Here is a 17,743-nt window from a genome sequence, read left to right on the forward strand (position 1 = left end):
GAAGCGGCAGACCTACAGCGGACTTTTACACGAACGGGGAGTGCAGTCATGGGTGGGCTACGCCGGACACGGCTGTGGGTCGTCACTCTCACCGCGAGCGCCCTGGTGGCCGCAGGGCTGGGCACAGCCCCGGCTGTCTGGGCGACCGCGCGGCACGGCCACCACACGGTGGACGTGCCCGAGGCCAGGAACGGCACCGCCGTGCCCTTCCAAACCAGGACGCTCGCGAAGAAGGACCCTGCCCAGGCCGCTGCCGCCCGCACGGCCGCTCAGGTCGCGAAACCGGCCGTCTGGCCCACGGCCGCCACGGCCACCCTGCCTGTCGCGTCCGGGGCGAGCGCCGCCAGGACCGCATCGGTCGGACGGCTACCGCTGAAGGTGAGTGCCCCGGCCAAGGGCGCGGCTCCGGCGAAGGTGGCCGTCAAGGTGGCCGCTCACGGCACCGCGACCGCCCTCGGTATCAACGGCACGGTGCTCTCCGTCGCCCGCGCCGACGGCCGCAAGGGCACCGGCCATGCCCGACTTACGCTGGACTACTCCGGCTTCGCGAACGCCTTCGGCGGTGACTACGCCTCCCGCCTCACCCTGGTCCGCCTGCCTGCCTGCGCTCTGACCACCCCGAAGCTGAAGAAGTGCCGGACGACGACGCCGGTCGCCACCACGAACGACGTCGCACACCACACCCTGACCACCACGGCGACGGTCAGTTCTGCCACCTTGACCGCGTTCGCCGCGACCGCCTCTGCCGCCAAGTCCGGCGCCGGTTCCTACCAGGCGACCTCGCTCAACCCCTCGGCGTCCTGGAACGCGGGCGGCTCCAGCGGTGACTTCACCTGGTCGTACCCGCTGTCGGTGCCCCCGTCCAACGGCGGCCCCGCGCCGAACCTCGCCATCACCTACGACTCGCAGAGCGTCGACGGCCGGCTGCCGTCGACCAACAACCAGCCGTCCTGGGTCGGCGAGGGCTTCGACCTCTCCACGTCCTACATCGAGCGCTCGTACGACTCCTGCGACGACGACGGCCAGTCCGGCAAGAACGACGAGTGCTGGGCGAACGACAACGCCACCCTCGTCCTCGGCGGCAAGTCCAGCCCGCTCATCAAGGACAAGACCTCCGCCACTTGGCACCCCAAGACCGACGACGGCGAACGGGTCGTCCACTCCACCGGAGCCGTGAACGGCGACAACGACGGCGAGTTCTGGACCGTCACCACCCAGGACGGCACCCAGTACGTCTTCGGCAAGAACCGTCTCCCCGGCTGGACCACCGGAGCCGCCGTCACCAACTCCACCTGGACCGCCCCGGTCTTCGGCGACGACTCCGGCGAACCCGGCTACGACCAGGGCACCGCCCTCTCCGGCCGCGCGCTCACCCAGGCCTGGCGCTGGAACCTGGACTACGTCGTGGACCCGCACGGCAACGCGATGTCGTACTGGTACACCAAGGAGACCAACTACTACGCCAAGAGCGGCACCACCACCGCCAACGGCACGGTGTACGACCGCGGTGGCTACCTGAGCGGGATCGACTACGGCATCACCGCCTCCACGGTCTTCGGCACCGCCCCGGAGAAGGTCGCCTTCACCACCGCCGAACGCTGCCTCGTCACCAGCACCGAGACCTGCGCCTCGCCCACGTCGGCCACGGCCTCGCACTGGCCGGACGTGCCCTTCGACCAGATCTGCGCCTCCGGCAAGGTGTGCGACGCGACCGGGCCGACGTTCTTCTCCCGCAAGCGGCTTACGGGCGTCACCACCAGCGTCTGGGACGCGAGCCTGGCCACCCCGGCCTACCGGTCCGCCGACAGTTGGGCCCTGGACCAGTCCTTCCCCGACCCGGGTGACGGCACCTCGGCCGGCCTGTGGCTGAAGTCCATCACCCGCACCGGCAAGGACGGCGGCTCGGTCGCCATGCCGCCGGTCACCTTCGAGGGCGTCCAGCTCTACAACCGCGTCGACACCACTCACGACGACATCGCGGCACTCGTCAAGTGGCGTGTCCGCAAGGTCACTTCGGAGACCGGCTCGGTTCTCACGGTCAACTACTCCGACCCGCAGTGCGTCGCCGGTACGACCATGCCGAGCGCCCCCGACTCCGACACCCTGCGCTGCTTCCCGACGTACTGGCAGCCGCCGTACACCACCGATCCCCAACTGGACTGGTTCCACAAGTACGTTGTCACGCAGGTCACGGAGTCGGACCCGACGGGCGGCAGCCCGCTGAAGGAGACCGACTACACCTACAGCGGCTCTCCGGCCTGGCACTACGACAGCGACAACGTCACCTCCCCGGCCAAGCGGAAGACCTGGTCGCAGTGGCGCGGCTACGGCAGCGTCACCACGACCACCGGCGACGCGCAGTCGACCCGTACGAAGACGGTGGCGACGTACTTCCGCGGCATGGACGGCGACAAGCAGTCCGACGGCAGCACGCGCAGCGTCAAGGTCACGGACTCCACGGGGACTTCGGTCACCGACTCCGAACCGCTGGCCGGCAACGTCCGGGAGACCGTCTCCTACAACGGCAGCGCCGAGGTCTCCGGCACCATCACCGACCAGTGGATCCACCAGACCGGCACCGACGGCACCCGCGCCTCGGGCTACACCCGCGCCCACGCCGTCCACAACCGCACCGATCTGTCCTCCGGCGGCACCCGGAACACCACGGTCACCACGACCTACGACGACTCGACCGGCGCGGCCCTGACGGTCGACGACTCGGGCGACAGCGCGGTCACCGGTGACGAGCAGTGCACCCGCACCACCCTCGCGAGCAACACCACCGACTGGCTGATGGCCTTCCCCGTACGGGTCGAGACGGTCGACGTGGCCTGCGGTGCCACGACCCAGCGACCGGACGACGTGATCTCCGACGCCCGCACCCTCTACGACAGCCAGGCCTACGGCACCGCCCCGACCCTCGGCGACGAGACCTCCACCCAGCGCCTGTCCTCGTACTCCGGTGGCAGCCCGGTCTACCAGACGGTCTCCACCAGCCATTTCGACACCCAGGGCCGGGTCGACTCGGTCAAGGACACCAACGGGGCGACCGTCAGCACCACCAAGTACACGCCGACCACCGGCGGCCCCCTCACCAGCACGATCACCACCGACGCCAAGACGTACTCGACGACCACGAACTTCGACCCCGCCCGGGGCATCGCCACGTCCGTCGTCGACCCGAACAGCAAGCGCACCGAGTACACCTACGACCCCCTCGGTCGCGTGACGGCCCTGTGGCTGCCCAACCGGTCCAAGTCCGCCGGCCAGACCGCGAGCCTCGTCTACACGTACACGATCTCCAAGACCGCGGCCTCGGCGGTCTCCACCGGCAAGCTCAACAACGACGGCACCACGTACGACACCACGTACGCGCTGTACGACGCGCTCCTGCGCCCCCGCCAGACCCAGACCCCGGCACCTGACGGCGGCCGGGTCATCGCCGAGACGAAGTACGACAGCCGGGGCCTGGCCGTCGAGGCCGACGCCGACTACACCGACGCCACCGACGCGTCCGGGGCGCTGGTGAACATCACCTCGGCCGTCCCCGCGCAGACCCTCACCACCTACGACGGCGCCGGGCGCGCCACGGCCGCCGACTTCTACGCCAACGGCGCCAAACGGTGGACGACGTCCACGTCGTACGGCGGCGACCGCACGACGGTCACCCCGCCGCAGGGCGGCATCGCCACCACGACCCTCTCCGACACCCTCGGCCGCACCACCGAGACCCGGCAGTACGACAGCGGCAGCCCGTCCGGCCCGTACACGTCGATCAAGTACGCCTACGACGAGAAGAGCCGCCTGAAGTCGGTCGTCGACGACGACGGCAACACCTGGTCGTACGGCTACGACCTGCTGGGCCGCAAGACCAGCGCCACCGACCCCGACACCGGGACATCGACCACCGCGTACAACGAACTCGACCAGGTCGCCTCCACCACGACCGCCGTCGGCACCTCCGACGAGAAGACCCTCAGCTACAGCTACGACGCCCTCGGCCGCCGGACCGACATGTACGACGGCACCACCAAGGACGCCACCCACGAACTGGCCAAGTGGACGTACGACTCGATCCTGAAGGGCCTGCCCACCTCGGCGATCCGCTATGTCGGCGGCAGCGCGGGCAAGGCGTACATCAGCCAGGTCGGCACCTACGACTCCCTGTACCGGCCGACCCTGACCCGGGTCACGATTCCCTCGGTCACCGGTGAGGAGGCCCTGGCCGGCTCGTACACGTCGACGATCGGCTACAACCTCGACGGCACCGTCCAGGTGACCTCGGACCCGGCCGCCGGCGGCCTGCCCAGTGAGTCCCTGGAGTACGGCTACAACAGCCTGAGCATGCCGACGACGCTGAACGGCGCCACCGGCTACGTACAGAAGACGGCGTACACCAAGCTCGGTGACATCGGACAGGTCACTCTCGGCGTCTCCTCGTCCGACACCGCCAAGTGGCTGCAGGTCACCAACACCTACGAGGACGGCACCCGCCGTCTGCAGCGCGAACTGGTCACGGACGACGCCCAGACCGCCCCCGTCCAGGACACCACCTACACGTACGACGACTACGGCAACCCCACCAGGACCGCCACCCACGCCGACGGCACCGACGACGTCCAGTGCTACCGCTACGACGGCCACGACCGCCTCACCCAGGCCTGGACCGCGACGGACGGTTGCGCCGCAGACGCGTCGACCGCCGTCCTGGGCGGCCCGGCACCGTACTGGCAGAGCTTCACCTACGACGACCTCGGCAACCGCAAGACCCAGACCGACCACGCGACAACGGCCGGCGCCGCCGACACCACCACGTCGTTCGTCTACCCGCCGGCCGGCACGAGCCAGGCCCACACCCTCACCTCGTCGACCACGACCACGGGCAGCACGTCGACGACCGACTCCTACACCTACGACGCGTCCGGCAACACGCACACCCGCACCCTGAACGGCAGGACCCAGACCCTCGACTGGGACGCCGAGGGCCACCTCGCCAAGGCCACCAACGCCGACGGCACCTCCGTGTCGTGCCTGTACGACGCCGACGGCAACCGGCTGCTCTCCCGCGACGACTCCGGCACGACCCTCTACCTGGGCGACACCGAGGTCCGCCTCGCCAAGGGCACGACCACGACCACCGGGACGCGGTACTACACGTGGGCGGGCCGGACCGTCGCCGTCCGCACCAGTTCGGGCAGTCTCCAGTGGCAGGTGACGGACGCCCACGACACGGCCGAGACCGCCGTCGACGCCACGACGCAGACGGTGACGCGCCGCCGCCTGGATCCCTTCGGCAACCCACGAGGCACCCAGCCGGCTTCAGCGGTGTGGCTGGGCGACAAGGGCTTCGTCGCAGGCATCCAGGACACGACAAGCGGTCTGACCCACCTCGGTGCCCGCGAATACGACCCGACGATCGGCCGCTTCGTCTCGGACGACCCCATCCTGGAGCTGACCGACGCCCAGCAGATCGACGGCTACACCTACGCTGCCGACAACCCCCTCACCAGCAGCGATCCCAGCGGCCTCGAAATCGGCTCCCGGCCGAACTCCTGCCAGTACGACCTCGCCAACTGCGACGCCGCGACCCAGAAGGCGGTGGGTTACGACTCCGGCACCGGCACGGCCAGTGGGGGCACCAGCAGTGGCGGCGGTGGTGGGGGAGGCGGTGGCGGAAGCTCCCACCACAGCTGCGGCTGGTCGCTGTCCTGCTACGGCTCCAAGATTGTCCACAAGGCCTACCACGCCGTCCAGCAGCACCCGGTCATCGCGGCCGTCGTGGCCACGGCCGTTGTCGTGGGCGTGGTCGCCTGCGTGGTCGCGACAGCGGGCGGCTGCGGAGCGGTCCTGGTGGCGGGGGCGGAGGGCTTCGCCGCGGGCGCGGAGATGGGCAGCCTCGGCGGAGCCGTGGTGGGTGCCTCGGCGGGCGTGATCGGCGAGGGCGGGGCTGTTGTCGCGGGAGCGGCGGGCATCGCGGGGGCGGGTGCGGCGGCTGTGGCGGAGGGAACGGAAACGGCCGCCGCGGCCAAGGCGGCGACGAGTTCCGGGGCCAAGGCGGCGGACACCACGGCGGAGGGGACTGCCAGCTCCGGTGTGGCCAGTGGCGCCGACCGAGCCGAAGCGGCCGCACCTCGCAGCGGCGCGGCCCAATGCACCCACAGTTTCCTGCCTGCCACCAAGGTCCTCATGGCCGACGGCCACGAGAAGAAGATCAAGGACATCAAGCAGGGCGACAAGGTCCTGGCCACCGACCCCGAATCGGGGAAGAGCCAGTCACGCACCGTCGAAAAGCTGATCACCACCAAGCACGACAAGGACTTCGCCACCATCACGATCCGCGACGGCGCCAAGTCGTCGAAGCTCGTGGCGACGGTGACCCACCCGTTCTGGGTCGATTCCGCAAAGGACTGGATCAACGCCGGCCATCTCAAGCCCGGCATGACCCTGCACACGGCCTCGGGTGAGTCGGTCGCGATATCGACCGTCAAGATCTGGCACCGGCCACACCTCACCAACGATCTGACGGTCGCTGTCACGCATACGTACTACGTGGTGGCGGGGGCTACGCCGGTTCTGGTGCACAATTGCGGCACTGGCGACGATGACTTGATCCACGTGTACCGGGCTGCGCAGCGGGGAAATGGCGAAGATGAGCTTGCCAATGGACTCAACCCGAGCCGTCACGCTGGAGGGAATGGTTTGGCCTACGTGGGTTCGGAGGATGTCGTCATCAAGGGCTATGCCGACTATTCGGTCGGTACACATGAAGACTTCTACACCAAGTTCACTTTCAATCGCTCGGAATTCGAGAAGCATTTCGGTACAGGCCTCGATTATGAGGGCGGCCCTGGGAAGGAATGGGAGATACCTCATGCAAAGATTGAACTTTTCAATCAGCTGACGATAGGAAAGGATAAGCTGTGGGCTCCATGGTAGAGGGGCAGGACATCCACGACCTTCCTGTGTCGGCGTGGGGTCAGATCGGTTCCGACCTCGTCGGGAGCGTCGTTGATGCGAGAATCCTGTGTGTTCACCCATTCGGGGTGGGCGTGGAGCTGACTGTGCAGGGCGCCTACGGTCACGTCAATCCTCCGCGCGTTACGGACGACCGTTTCACGATCGAAGAAACGACAAAGCATATCGGCGAAGTTCGAAGGGCTCTCGTGTTGGCTGCGGACCCAGGTCGGCAGCCCACTCTGTCGCTTCGGCCGTCTCAAATCCCGGCCACCTGACAAATGCCCTTTCAGGACTACGACGAGGATGTCCTGCTCTCCGAGCTTCAAATTCTCACTGCCGTGCAGCGAAGGGTGTTTGCCACAGCCTGTGCCGAGGTGCTCCTGCTGAAATTCGGCTCGCGCTCCGGTGTGCAATCTGTTTCGGCGGAGTCCGGACGAGCAGTCGAAACTTGTTGGAGCTTCGTCGAGCACGGGTCCGCGGACTCTGAGTCCGCGGACCCGCTCCTCATGGACCTGGAGGAAGTCCTCAGCCTGGACGACGAGGGTGAGCTCGGCGTCGTGGAGCATGTGATTGCCGGAGCCTTTTATGCGCTCGAATGCTCCAGATCGGCTGACGCGGGTCAGGCGGAGTTGGTGGCCAAGAACCTGTATGAAGCGGCCGATTACATGGCTCTACTGGATCCCGGTGTTGATCTTCGCGACCGGGGCGTGGACCGGGGCATCGTAGAGTCGGGTTTGGTTCAGGAAGTTCTTTCAAGCATTGCTTGGATTCTTTCCTTCGTAACCGCGAACCTGTTTCAGGGCGACGGAAGCTCTGACGAACTGGCGCAGTTGCGTGCATTCATTGAGCGAGAGATGAGCGAATGAACGACATAGCTGCGGTCAATCGTGAGGGTGTGGAGGGGGTTCCCTCCATGGTTGCCCGGGCGATGGGGCGGGAGTGGTACCGGGAGCAGTTGGCCGGTATGGATCCGGTGCGGGGGATCCGGCCGCCGGGGGCGTCCGTGGAGTACGTCGATGATGTGGGTGCTGTCGCCGCCGCGACCGGCAGCCCCGTGCTGGTGCTCGCCTCCAACGGCCGCAGGATCGCCGCCCGCCTCGTGGACACGGTGATCGCCTCGGTGTTCGCCTGCCTCGGCTTCATGGCCGCGGCGGCATCGAGTGACGGGGCCGCGCTGATCGTCCTCGTGCCCTTGGGGTTCGCGGCGGGCGGGTTGGCGTACTTCCTGCCGCTGGTGCACTTGTGGGGTGCGACCGTCGGGAAGCGGATCCTCGGGTTGCGGGTGGTCCGGCTGTGGTCGGACGGGACCCTTCCGCCGTCCTGGAAGGACACCTTCGTCAGGGAGTTCGACCGCGCGGCCTTCATGTGCATCCCCGGGCTGAACCTGCTGGTCGGCGCGATCATGCTCGCCCAGATGGCCAAGGATCGGGGAACCTACCACCAGAGCAAGTACGACCGCGCTGCGCGCACCGTCGTGGTGAGGTGGCCGGCGGTGGAGAGGGATCAGGGCTAGTCAGGCTTCGGGGGCTTCTCTGACGGAGGCCTCCATGCGGGGAGTAGGCAGGTGGGGCCTGCCCGGCCCGGATCTTGCCGGACAGACCCCTGGTTCTGGGAGGGCTCAGCGCTTCAGCGTGAAGGTGAAGTCGCCGGAGAGTTTGCCGCTCAGTCGGACCGCCGAGACGAGGTTGCCCTCCTTGATCAGTCTCTCGACCTCGGCCCGTGAGAGACCGCAGCCTTCCGCGATCAGTCGCACCGGCCGGACAGGAATCCGCGCCGCGAACCGGACCGATACATCGATCACCTCGCTCACCTCGCTCACCTCGCGGTCCAGGTGATCCGATCCGCCGGTGTCGAGGCGCCAGGCGTTGTCCCAGTCGAGGGCGATGCGGTTGCGGCGCCGTACGGCCGGGTCCTGGAGCAACTCGGCTGCCAGGGTGGGGTCGTTGTCATGGAGTCGGTCGAGCAGCTCGGGTCGTACGGAGCGTACGTTCAGGCGCTCCAGGACCGTGAGCTTCGTGGTCTCCCCGCAGGCTGTGCAGAGCGCGAGGAGCCAGACGTCGAGGAGCTTGTGGTTGGCGTTGACGCGGAATTTGCCGCTAGTCCGGAAGGTGTCGGACGCGCACGCGTGGCAACGGCGGCGAACGAGCGGCAGGCAGGTGGGCATGACAACCCAGTTTTCGAGCACAGAAGTACACCGGTTTCAGTGTGAGAAGTCCGCAGCAAAAAGCAGCACGGCGCACATGCCTGGATGTGCGACGCGCGACAGATCAGCACTCGGGGGGTCTCACACGGTGTACAACGGGACGTCCTTGCCTAGACGACTCTGGTCAGGCAGCACGGTAATGGCGCACGGCGGCGCCGTTCCACTGGTTTTCGAGCGCCTCGCGGGCGGTGTGGTCGGCGCTGGAGAAGAATCGGTGCTGGTCAGTCACCGTCACCGTTGAAGCCGTCCGGCCCCGCATCGGTGCTGTCTTCGCTGTCCTCTCGGCCGGAGGCCTTCCGCGCCGCGCGCTCCAGTCGGCTCCGGTGGCTCTCCCGCCATGCCCCGTCACCCGGTGGCATGTTGTCGTTTCCCTGCGCATAACCGACGGCCCCGTCGATCAACTCTCGCACGATGTCGGCGTGGCCGGCGTGCCGTTGAGTTTCGGAGATCACGCGCACAAGGATGTGGTGCAGCGTTACCTCTCGGCGTTCCTCCGGCCACCACGGGACGTGACCGGTCGCGTCGAGTGCCAGCGTCGCGATCGTGCCGTTGGAGTGCTCCCACGCTTGGCGATACAGCCCAACGATCTCCTCGCGCGACTCGTCGGCAGTGGCCCACATGTCCGATTCGGGCTCCGCGCTCTCCGTGTACCACCAGGGCGGCGGCTCCTCGCCGAAGAACGGCCGTCCGAACGTGTCGCCGAAGTACCCCAGTTCCATACTGGCGACATGTTTGACCAACCCCAAAAGGTTCGTGCCCGTGGGGGTCAGCGGGCGGCGGACGTCGTATTCCGAGAGCCCGTCGAGCTTCCACAGCAGGGCATCACGCGCCTCTTGCAGGTATCGGAGAAGGTCCGCTTTCGGATTCGGCTCGATCATGCCGGGCAGTCTTCCACTCAGCACTGACAGCCCAGCACTGGCAGCCGGGCTCTACGAAGTCCCGCCCATGGACGCCCGCCACTGCCCGCGCCACAGGTGGCACACCCCGTCGGGTGTGATGCGGACCCGTGCGCCGAGCAACGGCAACGAGCCCTCCGCGTTGAGGTGTTCGCGGATGCGGTCCAGGGCTTGCCAGAGGTTTTGTGGGCCGCCTTCGTGCACCTCCGGAGGGGCCGTTCCTTCTGCCGAGGCGCGCGCCCACGAACCGTCCGGGTGTACGAGGAGGGCGGTTCGTGTCTGGCCGCTGGTCTCGTAGGCGAGTTCGACGCCAGGTGTCGTTACCTCCAGCATTGAGCGGAGCTCCCGCGCGTTCGTCACGTCCAGTACCGGATAGCGGCCCGTGGTCGTCGTCTCCCCTGTCGATTCGCGAGCGTGGGTGAACAACTCCGTGAGCGGGGGCGGGTAGTTGTCGCCGGAGCGTGTGAGCATGAAGCCGGCGGTGTCGTGTTCCACCCTGCCCACCACATCGCCGTTCGGTTGCTTCCAGCCCGTGATGATGAGAGACGTCCGTGCGAGCGTCGTCGCGATGCGGCCGCCCGGTGCCAGAGCGGCCAGCGCCGGGCGGAGTCCCTGGCCAGCTGGTAGTCCGACCGTCGAGATGATTCGGTCGTATGTGCCCCGTACGCGTTCCGTCGCGTCCCCGGTGATGAACTTGGGGTGCAGTCCCAAGGTGGCCAGGCGGGACGCCGCCGCTGTGGTCAGGTAGCCGTCCACGTCCAGGCTCGTCACGTAGCGATCCCCGATACGGCAACACGCGTACGCCGCCAGGCCACCGGCGCCGGTGCCCAGGTCCAGGAGCGACAGTCCCGTTCCGAGTCGGCCGTGCCGGAGCATCCGGACGATCAGGCTCGGCTGCGTGGCTGACGATGTGGGCAGCCCTTCCGGGCGGTCGTCGGGCATCGCGTGGTCGGCGTGCAGTTCGCCGACCCTGGTGACCAACGACCGGTCCGCGTAGGCGGCTTCAGCCCATGCGTCCGGGTCGTCGCCTCCGCCCTCGCGGAGAACCCAGCTCCCCGTCCCGTCTACGTCCCACCAGCGCGGGACCAGCTCGTGCCGGGGGACAGCGGCTACCAACGGGCGCCACCGGGAATCCGGGTCGGTCACCTGGTCGGCGAGTACGCCGGCCCTCTTCTCCCAGTTCACGACTGAGTTCACGGCTGCTCCCCGTGTTCGGCGGCGAGGTGCCGCGCACGCAACACGCGGCAGTCGGTCACCTTGCTCGCGTCCCACTCCGTTCTGGCGGCGGCTTCCTCCTGGTCGAGTTCCTGACAGACCGGACAACCAGTGGGCCTGGTGGTGCTGTTGGTGTTGGCGTTGGTGTCGGCGTTGGTGATGTGGGTCATGCCACCTCACCCCTGCTCCTCGCGTTCTCACGCGCCGTTCTGGCGCTGAGACGTTCGGCGGGTGTTGCCAGGCGGACGTGCTCCGGAACCGCGTCCCACTCCGTTCCGCCGCAGATCGGACGCAGGGACCAGTACGGGCCGGTCGTACCCCGGAACTCCCCAACTCGGCCTTCACGGCTGGTGTCCACGACGAGTGTGCCGGGCGTCGGTACGTACACGATCACTCCTCTCCGTAGTCGCTCCACTACTAAGGTGTTTCAGCGTGACCGAGAGGCGGGAACCCTTCAACTTGTCAGGCGAGCACGAAAGGTTGATGAACGAACTTTGAACCGCAAGGAGTTGGACCCGGACAGTTCGCCCCAGGCCGCCTTCGGGGCGCGCTTACGCACTGCACGGGAAGAGCGTGGCTGGACGCAGGAAGAGCTGGCAGAGCGGATGGGGTACTCCAGCACCCATATCTCGTCGGTCGAAACCGGCCGCAAACTTCCAACCTTGCGCCTCGCGCGTAGTGCGGATTCGGTGTTCGGGACGGGCGACACGTTCGAGCGAGCGTTCCGTAAGGTGCGGAACGCGGGGCTGTTGGAAGGGTTCCCGCAGTTCGTCGACCATGAGGCGCAGGCTGCGGAGATCCGGCTGTACGAGGTGGGTGTCGTCCCCGGTCTGCTCCAGACGCCGGAGTACGCGGCGGTTCTGGCGCACAGTGACGTCCGGCGGGGTGCGATCACGAGCGATCAGGCGGACGAACGCGTCGCGCTCGTCGCGGAACGGCAGGCCACGCTTCTGCGGACACCCCCGCCGATGGTCTTCGTGGTGCTGGACGAAGGCTGCATCCGTCGACCGATTGGCGAACCCGCCGTCATGGGCGCCCAGTTGGCGCGGCTTGTCGAGTTCGCCGAGCTGCCGAATACTGTCCTCCAGGTTGCCCCGTTCGAGATGGGGACCAGGCGTCCATTCAGCTTGCCGCTCTACATCGTGACTCTGCCTGACCGTTCGCTCGTGTCCTACGCCGAGTCCGCCCATCGTGGTCATCTCGAACGGGAAAGCACGTTCGTACTGCCTCTGTTGACGGCCTACCATCAGCTACAGGCTGAAGCGCTTTCTCAGGCAGCTTCTGTGGCCATGATCGAGCAGTTGCGAAAGGGCACCCCGTGACGACCGAATCCCCGCGTTGGTTCACGTCCTCGTACAGCGAAAACGGCGGCGCTTGCGTAGCGGTCGCCGCAAACCTCGCCGCCACTCGCGGCGTGGTCCCCGTCCGTGACTCCAAGAACCCGAGCGGTCCGGTTCTCGGTCTCCCCGTCGAGGCGTTCTCGTCGTTCGTCGAGGGCGTCAAGGGCGGCGAGTTCGGCGCCGTCTGACCGACTGGCTCCGTAGACACCGCCCAGCGGCGAAAGCTCCGCTGCCGTCGATTCCCGGGCCGTGGCCGCAGGGCGGTGTCGTCACGTCGGCCGTGTTCCGCTGTGGGCCCCGGCCGTGGGACGGGGCGGCTCGTCGTCCGGTCGGCGTCCTTCCAGCAGGGCCTGGCCGAGCGGGGTCAGCGTGTGCCACACGGTGTTCTTCACCCGCTGGCTGATGATCAGGTTCGCGTCCCGCATGGTCGTGGTGTGTTCGCTCGCCGAGGCGGTCGAGATGCGCAGCCGCCGGGCGAGCTCCCCTCCTGTGGTGCCGTCGGACGCCGCGATCTCCTCCAGGACCGCCGCGCGAGTACGTCCTAAAAGGCGTCCCAGAGCGGCCGGCCGCGGTGTCCCGGAGTCGTCCGTGAGCAGCTGGAGGCTCCGGTTGGCGGGGTACACCAGGACCGGGTTCAACTCACCGTCTCGGAGCGTGATGGGGCGGCCCCAGCAGAAGTACGAGGGGATCAGGAGCAGTCCCCGGCCGTTCAGGACCAGATCCTGACGTACCGGGTAGTCCACCCTGAGCACCGGCGGCTCCCAGCGGGCCAGCGGATGGATGCTGCCCAGCAGCCGTTCGACGCCGCCGTCCAGGAGGTCGCGCGCCCGCAAGGCCCGTTCGCCCTCGATCACCGTGCGGATGCGGTGCCATGGGCGGCCGAGTACCCGCTGGTGGTAGCGGCGTATGGCGCCGCCGAGCCCGCGCATCGTCTCCGGCTCGCCCTGGGCCAGCCGACGTATCCATGGGGTTGCCTGGCGCCGGGCGGGCAGCAGGGCCAGTTCGCTGCGCAGCCGGGTGCGGTCGACGCTCGTGATGGCGTCGACGGCGGACTCCAGGGTGGTGCCCGCGCCCGGCGTCAGGAAGTCGGGCGAGTAGCCACGCGGTGGCGCGAGCCGGCGCAGCAGGGAGATCGACGGGTCGAGCGGGTCGGCGACCGTGGCCCGCCAGGGCCCGAACACGATGTGGTCCGGTGAGCCGCCGAGCGCGTGCAGGCTCAGCAGCATCTCCCAGGCCGGATCCGGCGCCTGGGCAAGGCGGACCCGCCCCAGATCCTCAGCAGAGAAGTAGATGTTCAGCACAGGCAGAGCCCCCCGAGGCGACTGGTTGTGCAGTAAGAGTGCGGCGCGGGTGCGAACAGTTGCACCGTCGCGTTCACAAGGGTCCCGTGAGCCCGGTCTTTCGGCTGAGACCGAAAGTGAATGCGCCGCGAGAGCCCCCCGGACAGCCTGAAGGCGACCGATCGACGTACGGGTAGGGGGGAGACCTGGTGCGCGGATCTTCCGTGCTGTCACTGATGCCACTGCTGTTGCTCGCGACGCTCACCGCCTGTGGACCGGGTGACGCGACCGAGCGGCCCGAGCTCGCAGCCCCTGACGCGGCGCTCCCGCGGCAGGCGACCACCGGTGAGCTGACGACGCTGAGCCTGGCCGAGGACATCCTGGAGCGGCGTTGCATGGCCCGCGCCGGGTTCCACCTGCCGACGGCACCCGAGCCGGCCCGGACCGGTACCGAGCCGCCACCGATGGCGCTCGTCCTCGCCGACGTGCCGTGGGCCCGCGAGCACGGCTACGGCTCCCGCGTCCGTACTCCCGGAGAGATCGCCCGACTGCGGGCGAACGACCCGGTCGGGGACTACCTGCGCGCGCTGACGCCGCAGCGGCGCGCCGAGGCACTGCGCGCCTGGCAGGGCGGCGGCGTGGACACCGTCGAGGTCACCCTGCCGGGCGGCGCAACGACGGGGCGCAGCACCCGGGGGTGCACCAGCGAGGCTCGCGGAGAGCTGTACGGCGAATTCCGCACCTGGTTCGGCGCGGACGCCGTGGACCGCGGTGTCACGGCGCTGGCCATGAGCCGGGCGCTGACGGACCCCGCGTACACGAAAGCGCTGCGCCGCTGGTCGGACTGTGTGGCCGGGCGCGGACTGCCCCACGAGTCGCCGGGGGCCCTGCGGGCCGCGCTGGGTGACTCGGCGCCCGCGGCCAAGGAGGTCGAGTACGCCGTCGCGGAGGCGTCCTGTGCGGTGGGCTCCGGCCTGGCGGCGGTCGCAGGGGACGTCGAGGAACGGCATCTCGCCGATGTGCGCGAGCGGTATCGCGCCGATGTGACCAACGCCCGGCGTATGCGGCTCGCCGCACTGCCGAAGGCGGAGCGGATCGTCCGCGACGAAGAACCGTCGCGGCACAACACCCAGAAGAACAACACCCAGAAGAGAGGTACGAGATGAGGCAATTCGTACGGAGCGTCCTGGCAACGGCGGCGGTGATCGGGCTGGTGACAGGAGCGGCTCCCGCCATGGCCGCCTCGGACGCGCGGCCGTCTGCGACGGCGGTCGGCGCCCCGACTCCGGTACGGGCCGGCGCCGACCTCGGCGGGCTGGCCGCGGCCGACGGCGCCGACGGCTACCTCTACGCCTACGACCTGCCCAACTTCCAGGGGGACTGGTGCCGGTGGGACCGCGACGACGCGTGGTGGGGCGATGACTGCGGCAACTTCAACGACCGCGCCACGTCCGTGTGGAACAACGGGTTCCCCGGCCTGTTCAGCGAGGTCGCGCTCCGCCGTGACGTGAACCCCAGCACGAACCAGTCGTCGTTCTGCATCGAGGCGGGCAGCTACTACGCCGATCTGTCGCTGGGCTACGAGAGATTCCTCGACGGCGGCTGGGCGGACAACGCGGTCAGCGGGCACCGGTGGTTCACCGACGACGCGGACTACGTCCACGACCCGCACTACGCCTGCTGACTGGAGCGAGGAACCGTGGCCATCACCATCAACGAGCGCGACACCTGGGGGCAGTACGCCCCCGAGAACGTACGAGCACACGCCTCCGCACCTCCCGAGGCCAATCTGAACGACCCGTGGTCCGGGCACATGGGCGTGTTCCTGCACTACCTCGGCACCGGCAGCACGAGCGATCTGCGGACGGAGGAGGACTGCCGCAAAGCGATCGTCGACGTCTACGTGGACCACAAGACCGGCGGCGAGTACAACGGAGACATCGCCTACAACTATCTCGTCTGCCCGCACGGCAACGTCTACGAAGGGCGCGGAAAGGAACGCGGTGAGGCGAACGCCGGCGAGGCCGGCCGCATCGAGGGCGTGGGGCGCAACGAGGGGTTCTACTCGATCCTTGGCATGATCCGCTCCGAGGACGTCGCGGGCGAGGCCATGCTGCGCGCGATCAGGGACCTGATCCACCATCTGCGCAACGACGCCACCCCGCTCACCGGGAACAGGATCTTCCCGCACTCCTACGGCTACGACACCGACTGCCCCGGCAATCTGCACATGTACGCGCGGCCCGGATCGGTGATCGACCCGTCCGCGCCGTGGCGAGCGTTCCCCGACATCTACGTGTCCCGGACGCAGAGGTGGGTGAACAAGACCTACGAGACGGCACCCGGGTACGTGGCCTGCCCCGAAACCGGCTACACCGGCTGGAACACCGTCCTCGCCCTCACCCAGGGACTCCAGCACGAACACGGCATATCTCCCACCGTCCAGGCGTTCGGCCCCGGCACGTTCAACGCGGTGAAGAACCACGAGATCGTGCCGGAGTTCGAGCGAAACGAGAATCTGCTGCGCCTGTACAACGGGGCACTGTGGTGCAAGGGCTACTGGGCCTCTCAGTTCCTCGGCGGATGGCCCGAGGAGTCCGAGTCCTCTCTCCGGCAGCTCTACGCCGACATGGGCCTCGACCAGGGCAACGCCGGGCAGCGCCTGGCCATGTGGCCGCACGTGCTGAAGTCCCTGCTGCGCATGGACCAGTTCCGCCTCGTGCCAGGCGGCGACTCCCACGTCCGGGCGATCCAGCAGCGGCTCAACTCCCGCTATGTCGCGGGCATCGGCATTCCCGCGATGAGTCTGGTGCCCTGCGACGGGATCTACTCCCGCGATGTCCAGCAGGGGCTCATGATGGCCATCCAGTACGAGATCGGGATCGCCCCGGGCTCGATCAACGGATACTTCGGGCCCGGGACACAGGCCGCCCTCAAGGGAAGGGGATCGGCGGCTCTCACGGGCGACCTGCGGTACCTCTTCCGTGCCGCGTGCTACTTCAACTCACCGACGTACACGGCGAACGGACAGGCACGCTACCTGGCGGCGGACATCGGCACCGATGCCCAGACCGGCACGCACCTGGGCTGGCTCCAGTCCTTCCAGAGGTTCTCGCAGATTCCCGTCACGGGCCACAACGACTACACGACCTGGGCGCAGCTCCTCGTGTCGTCCGGGGACACCTCCCGCGACGCCACCGGCTGCGACTGCATCACGGAGATCACCGCGCAGCGGGGGCAGTTGCTCAAGGCCAACGGCTACTCGATCGTCGGCCGCTATCTGGACGAGCACCTCGCCCCGGGTGACGACGGCTACCTCGGCAAGGCACTCAAGCCGGGCGAGCCGCAGACCATTCTGAACGCCGGGCTGAGGTTCTTCCCGATCTTCCAGTACAACGGCACGGAACTCGGCAACTTCACCAACGACAAGGGTTACGACCAGGGCAAGAAGGCCCACCAGAAGGCCGTGCAGCACGGGATCGGTACCGGCACCTGCATCTACTTCGGGGTCGACTACGACGCGACCGACGAGGAGATCACCAGCCACGTGGTGCCGTACTTCAACGGCGTCAGGGCCGGGCTCACCGAGCTGGGCAGCCGCTACACGTTCGGCGTCTACGGGTCCCGCAACGTGTGCGTCCGGGTGTCGAAGGACGCCGGGGCCCGCTGGTCGTTCGTCTCCGGGATGTCCTGGGGATTCTCCGGGAACCTCGGCTTCCCGCTGCCGGAGAACTGGTCGTTCAACCAGATCCACGAGTACGAGTTCCAGGCGGGCTGGGGCCTGGACCACAACATCTGGCGCGACGGCAGCGATCCCGGTGTGTCCGCCGTCGGCCAGGGCGAATGAGGAGG

At 68.2% G+C, this 17,743-nt stretch carries 14 protein-coding genes; 8 read left to right on the forward strand and 6 right to left on the reverse strand.

All coding sequences use genetic code 11. The features are described 5' to 3' along the window. Nucleotides 1–48 precede the first annotated feature (48 nt). The 3 genes from ACWDR4_RS00915 to ACWDR4_RS00925 all read left to right on the forward strand — a co-directional run bounded on the left by ACWDR4_RS00915 (nt 49) and on the right by ACWDR4_RS00925 (nt 8,470). Nucleotides 49–6,936, forward strand: coding sequence for a polymorphic toxin-type HINT domain-containing protein (locus tag ACWDR4_RS00915; RefSeq protein ID WP_450402170.1), 6,888 nt, complete (start codon nt 49–51; stop codon nt 6,934–6,936). 299 nt (nt 6,937–7,235) lie between these two features. Continuing rightward, nucleotides 7,236–7,823, forward strand: a complete 588-nt coding sequence (locus ACWDR4_RS00920) for a hypothetical protein (RefSeq protein ID WP_450402172.1) — start codon at nt 7,236–7,238, stop codon at nt 7,821–7,823. Next, nucleotides 7,820–8,470, forward strand: a complete 651-nt coding sequence (locus ACWDR4_RS00925) for an RDD family protein (protein ID WP_450402174.1) — start codon at nt 7,820–7,822, stop codon at nt 8,468–8,470. The genes ACWDR4_RS00920 and ACWDR4_RS00925 overlap by 4 nt, the downstream gene beginning before the upstream one ends. Nucleotides 8,471–8,575: 105 nt before the next feature. Here the strand turns inward: ACWDR4_RS00925 and ACWDR4_RS00930 are convergent, their stop codons facing one another. From ACWDR4_RS00930 to ACWDR4_RS00950, 5 genes are all read right to left on the reverse strand, one after another. Beyond that, nucleotides 8,576–9,142, reverse strand: coding sequence for a DUF1062 domain-containing protein (locus ACWDR4_RS00930; RefSeq protein ID WP_450402175.1), 567 nt, complete (start codon nt 9,140–9,142; stop codon nt 8,576–8,578). Between the two features lie 239 nt (nt 9,143–9,381). After that, nucleotides 9,382–10,038 carry a DinB family protein gene (locus tag ACWDR4_RS00935; protein WP_450402177.1) on the reverse strand — a complete coding sequence of 219 codons (657 nt, stop codon included), beginning with the start codon at nt 10,036–10,038 and terminating at the stop codon, nt 9,382–9,384. 51 nt (nt 10,039–10,089) lie between these two features. Beyond that, nucleotides 10,090–11,241, reverse strand: a complete 1,152-nt coding sequence (locus ACWDR4_RS00940; protein WP_450402522.1) for a methyltransferase domain-containing protein — start codon at nt 11,239–11,241, stop codon at nt 10,090–10,092. Between the two features lie 8 nt (nt 11,242–11,249). Beyond that, nucleotides 11,250–11,441 (reverse strand): hypothetical protein, encoded by a 192-nt coding sequence (locus ACWDR4_RS00945; protein WP_450402180.1) that lies wholly within the window; start codon nt 11,439–11,441, stop codon nt 11,250–11,252. Continuing rightward, a complete protein-coding gene (locus ACWDR4_RS00950; protein ID WP_450402182.1) occupies nt 11,438–11,659 on the reverse strand; it encodes a hypothetical protein in 222 nt (73 codons plus the stop codon). Before ACWDR4_RS00950 ends, ACWDR4_RS00945 begins: the two co-directional genes overlap by 4 nt. A gap of 106 nt (nt 11,660–11,765) precedes the next feature. Between ACWDR4_RS00950 and ACWDR4_RS00955 the strand changes: the two genes are divergently transcribed. After that, a complete protein-coding gene (locus ACWDR4_RS00955) occupies nt 11,766–12,593 on the forward strand; it encodes a helix-turn-helix domain-containing protein (protein WP_450402185.1) in 828 nt (275 codons plus the stop codon). Next, nucleotides 12,590–12,799, forward strand: a complete 210-nt coding sequence (locus ACWDR4_RS00960) for a DUF397 domain-containing protein (protein WP_450402186.1) — start codon at nt 12,590–12,592, stop codon at nt 12,797–12,799. Before ACWDR4_RS00955 ends, ACWDR4_RS00960 begins: the two co-directional genes overlap by 4 nt. 81 nt (nt 12,800–12,880) lie before the next feature. Here ACWDR4_RS00960 and ACWDR4_RS00965 read toward each other — a convergent pair whose 3' ends face one another. Then, a complete protein-coding gene (locus tag ACWDR4_RS00965) occupies nt 12,881–13,912 on the reverse strand; it encodes an ArsR/SmtB family transcription factor (RefSeq protein WP_450402189.1) in 1,032 nt (343 codons plus the stop codon). Between the two features lie 188 nt (nt 13,913–14,100). On the opposite strand from ACWDR4_RS00965, the gene ACWDR4_RS00970 reads away from it, so the two are divergent. The 3 genes from ACWDR4_RS00970 to ACWDR4_RS00980 are packed head-to-tail and all read left to right on the forward strand — an operon-like array spanning nt 14,101 to nt 17,738. Continuing rightward, nucleotides 14,101–15,057 carry a hypothetical protein gene (locus ACWDR4_RS00970; RefSeq protein ID WP_450402191.1) on the forward strand — a complete coding sequence of 319 codons (957 nt, stop codon included), beginning with the start codon at nt 14,101–14,103 and terminating at the stop codon, nt 15,055–15,057. Then, the gene (locus tag ACWDR4_RS00975; RefSeq protein WP_450402193.1) at nt 15,054–15,575 is read left to right on the forward strand and encodes a peptidase inhibitor family I36 protein; all 522 of its coding nucleotides are present in this window, start codon (nt 15,054–15,056) and stop codon (nt 15,573–15,575) included. The genes ACWDR4_RS00970 and ACWDR4_RS00975 overlap by 4 nt, the downstream gene beginning before the upstream one ends. Nucleotides 15,576–15,590: 15 nt before the next feature. Next, nucleotides 15,591–17,738 carry a glycoside hydrolase domain-containing protein gene (locus tag ACWDR4_RS00980; protein WP_450402194.1) on the forward strand — a complete coding sequence of 716 codons (2,148 nt, stop codon included), beginning with the start codon at nt 15,591–15,593 and terminating at the stop codon, nt 17,736–17,738. Nucleotides 17,739–17,743 lie beyond the last annotated feature (5 nt).

The sequence above is a fragment of the Streptomyces sp. NPDC000878 genome (assembly GCF_053599695.1).

What these genes read in the sequence shown, in the direction of transcription:
- ACWDR4_RS00915 (WP_450402170.1), top strand. Translation starts at nt 49, where the DNA reads ATGGGTGGGCTACGCCGGACACGGCTGTGGGTCGTCACTCTCACCGCG.
- ACWDR4_RS00920 (WP_450402172.1), top strand. Translation starts at nt 7,236, where the DNA reads ATGCCCTTTCAGGACTACGACGAGGATGTCCTGCTCTCCGAGCTTCAA.
- ACWDR4_RS00925 (WP_450402174.1), top strand. Translation starts at nt 7,820, where the DNA reads ATGAACGACATAGCTGCGGTCAATCGTGAGGGTGTGGAGGGGGTTCCC.
- ACWDR4_RS00935 (WP_450402177.1), bottom strand. Translation starts at nt 10,038, where the DNA reads ATGATCGAGCCGAATCCGAAAGCGGACCTTCTCCGATACCTGCAAGAG.
- ACWDR4_RS00945 (WP_450402180.1), bottom strand. Translation starts at nt 11,441, where the DNA reads ATGACCCACATCACCAACGCCGACACCAACGCCAACACCAACAGCACC.
- ACWDR4_RS00975 (WP_450402193.1), top strand. Translation starts at nt 15,054, where the DNA reads ATGAGGCAATTCGTACGGAGCGTCCTGGCAACGGCGGCGGTGATCGGG.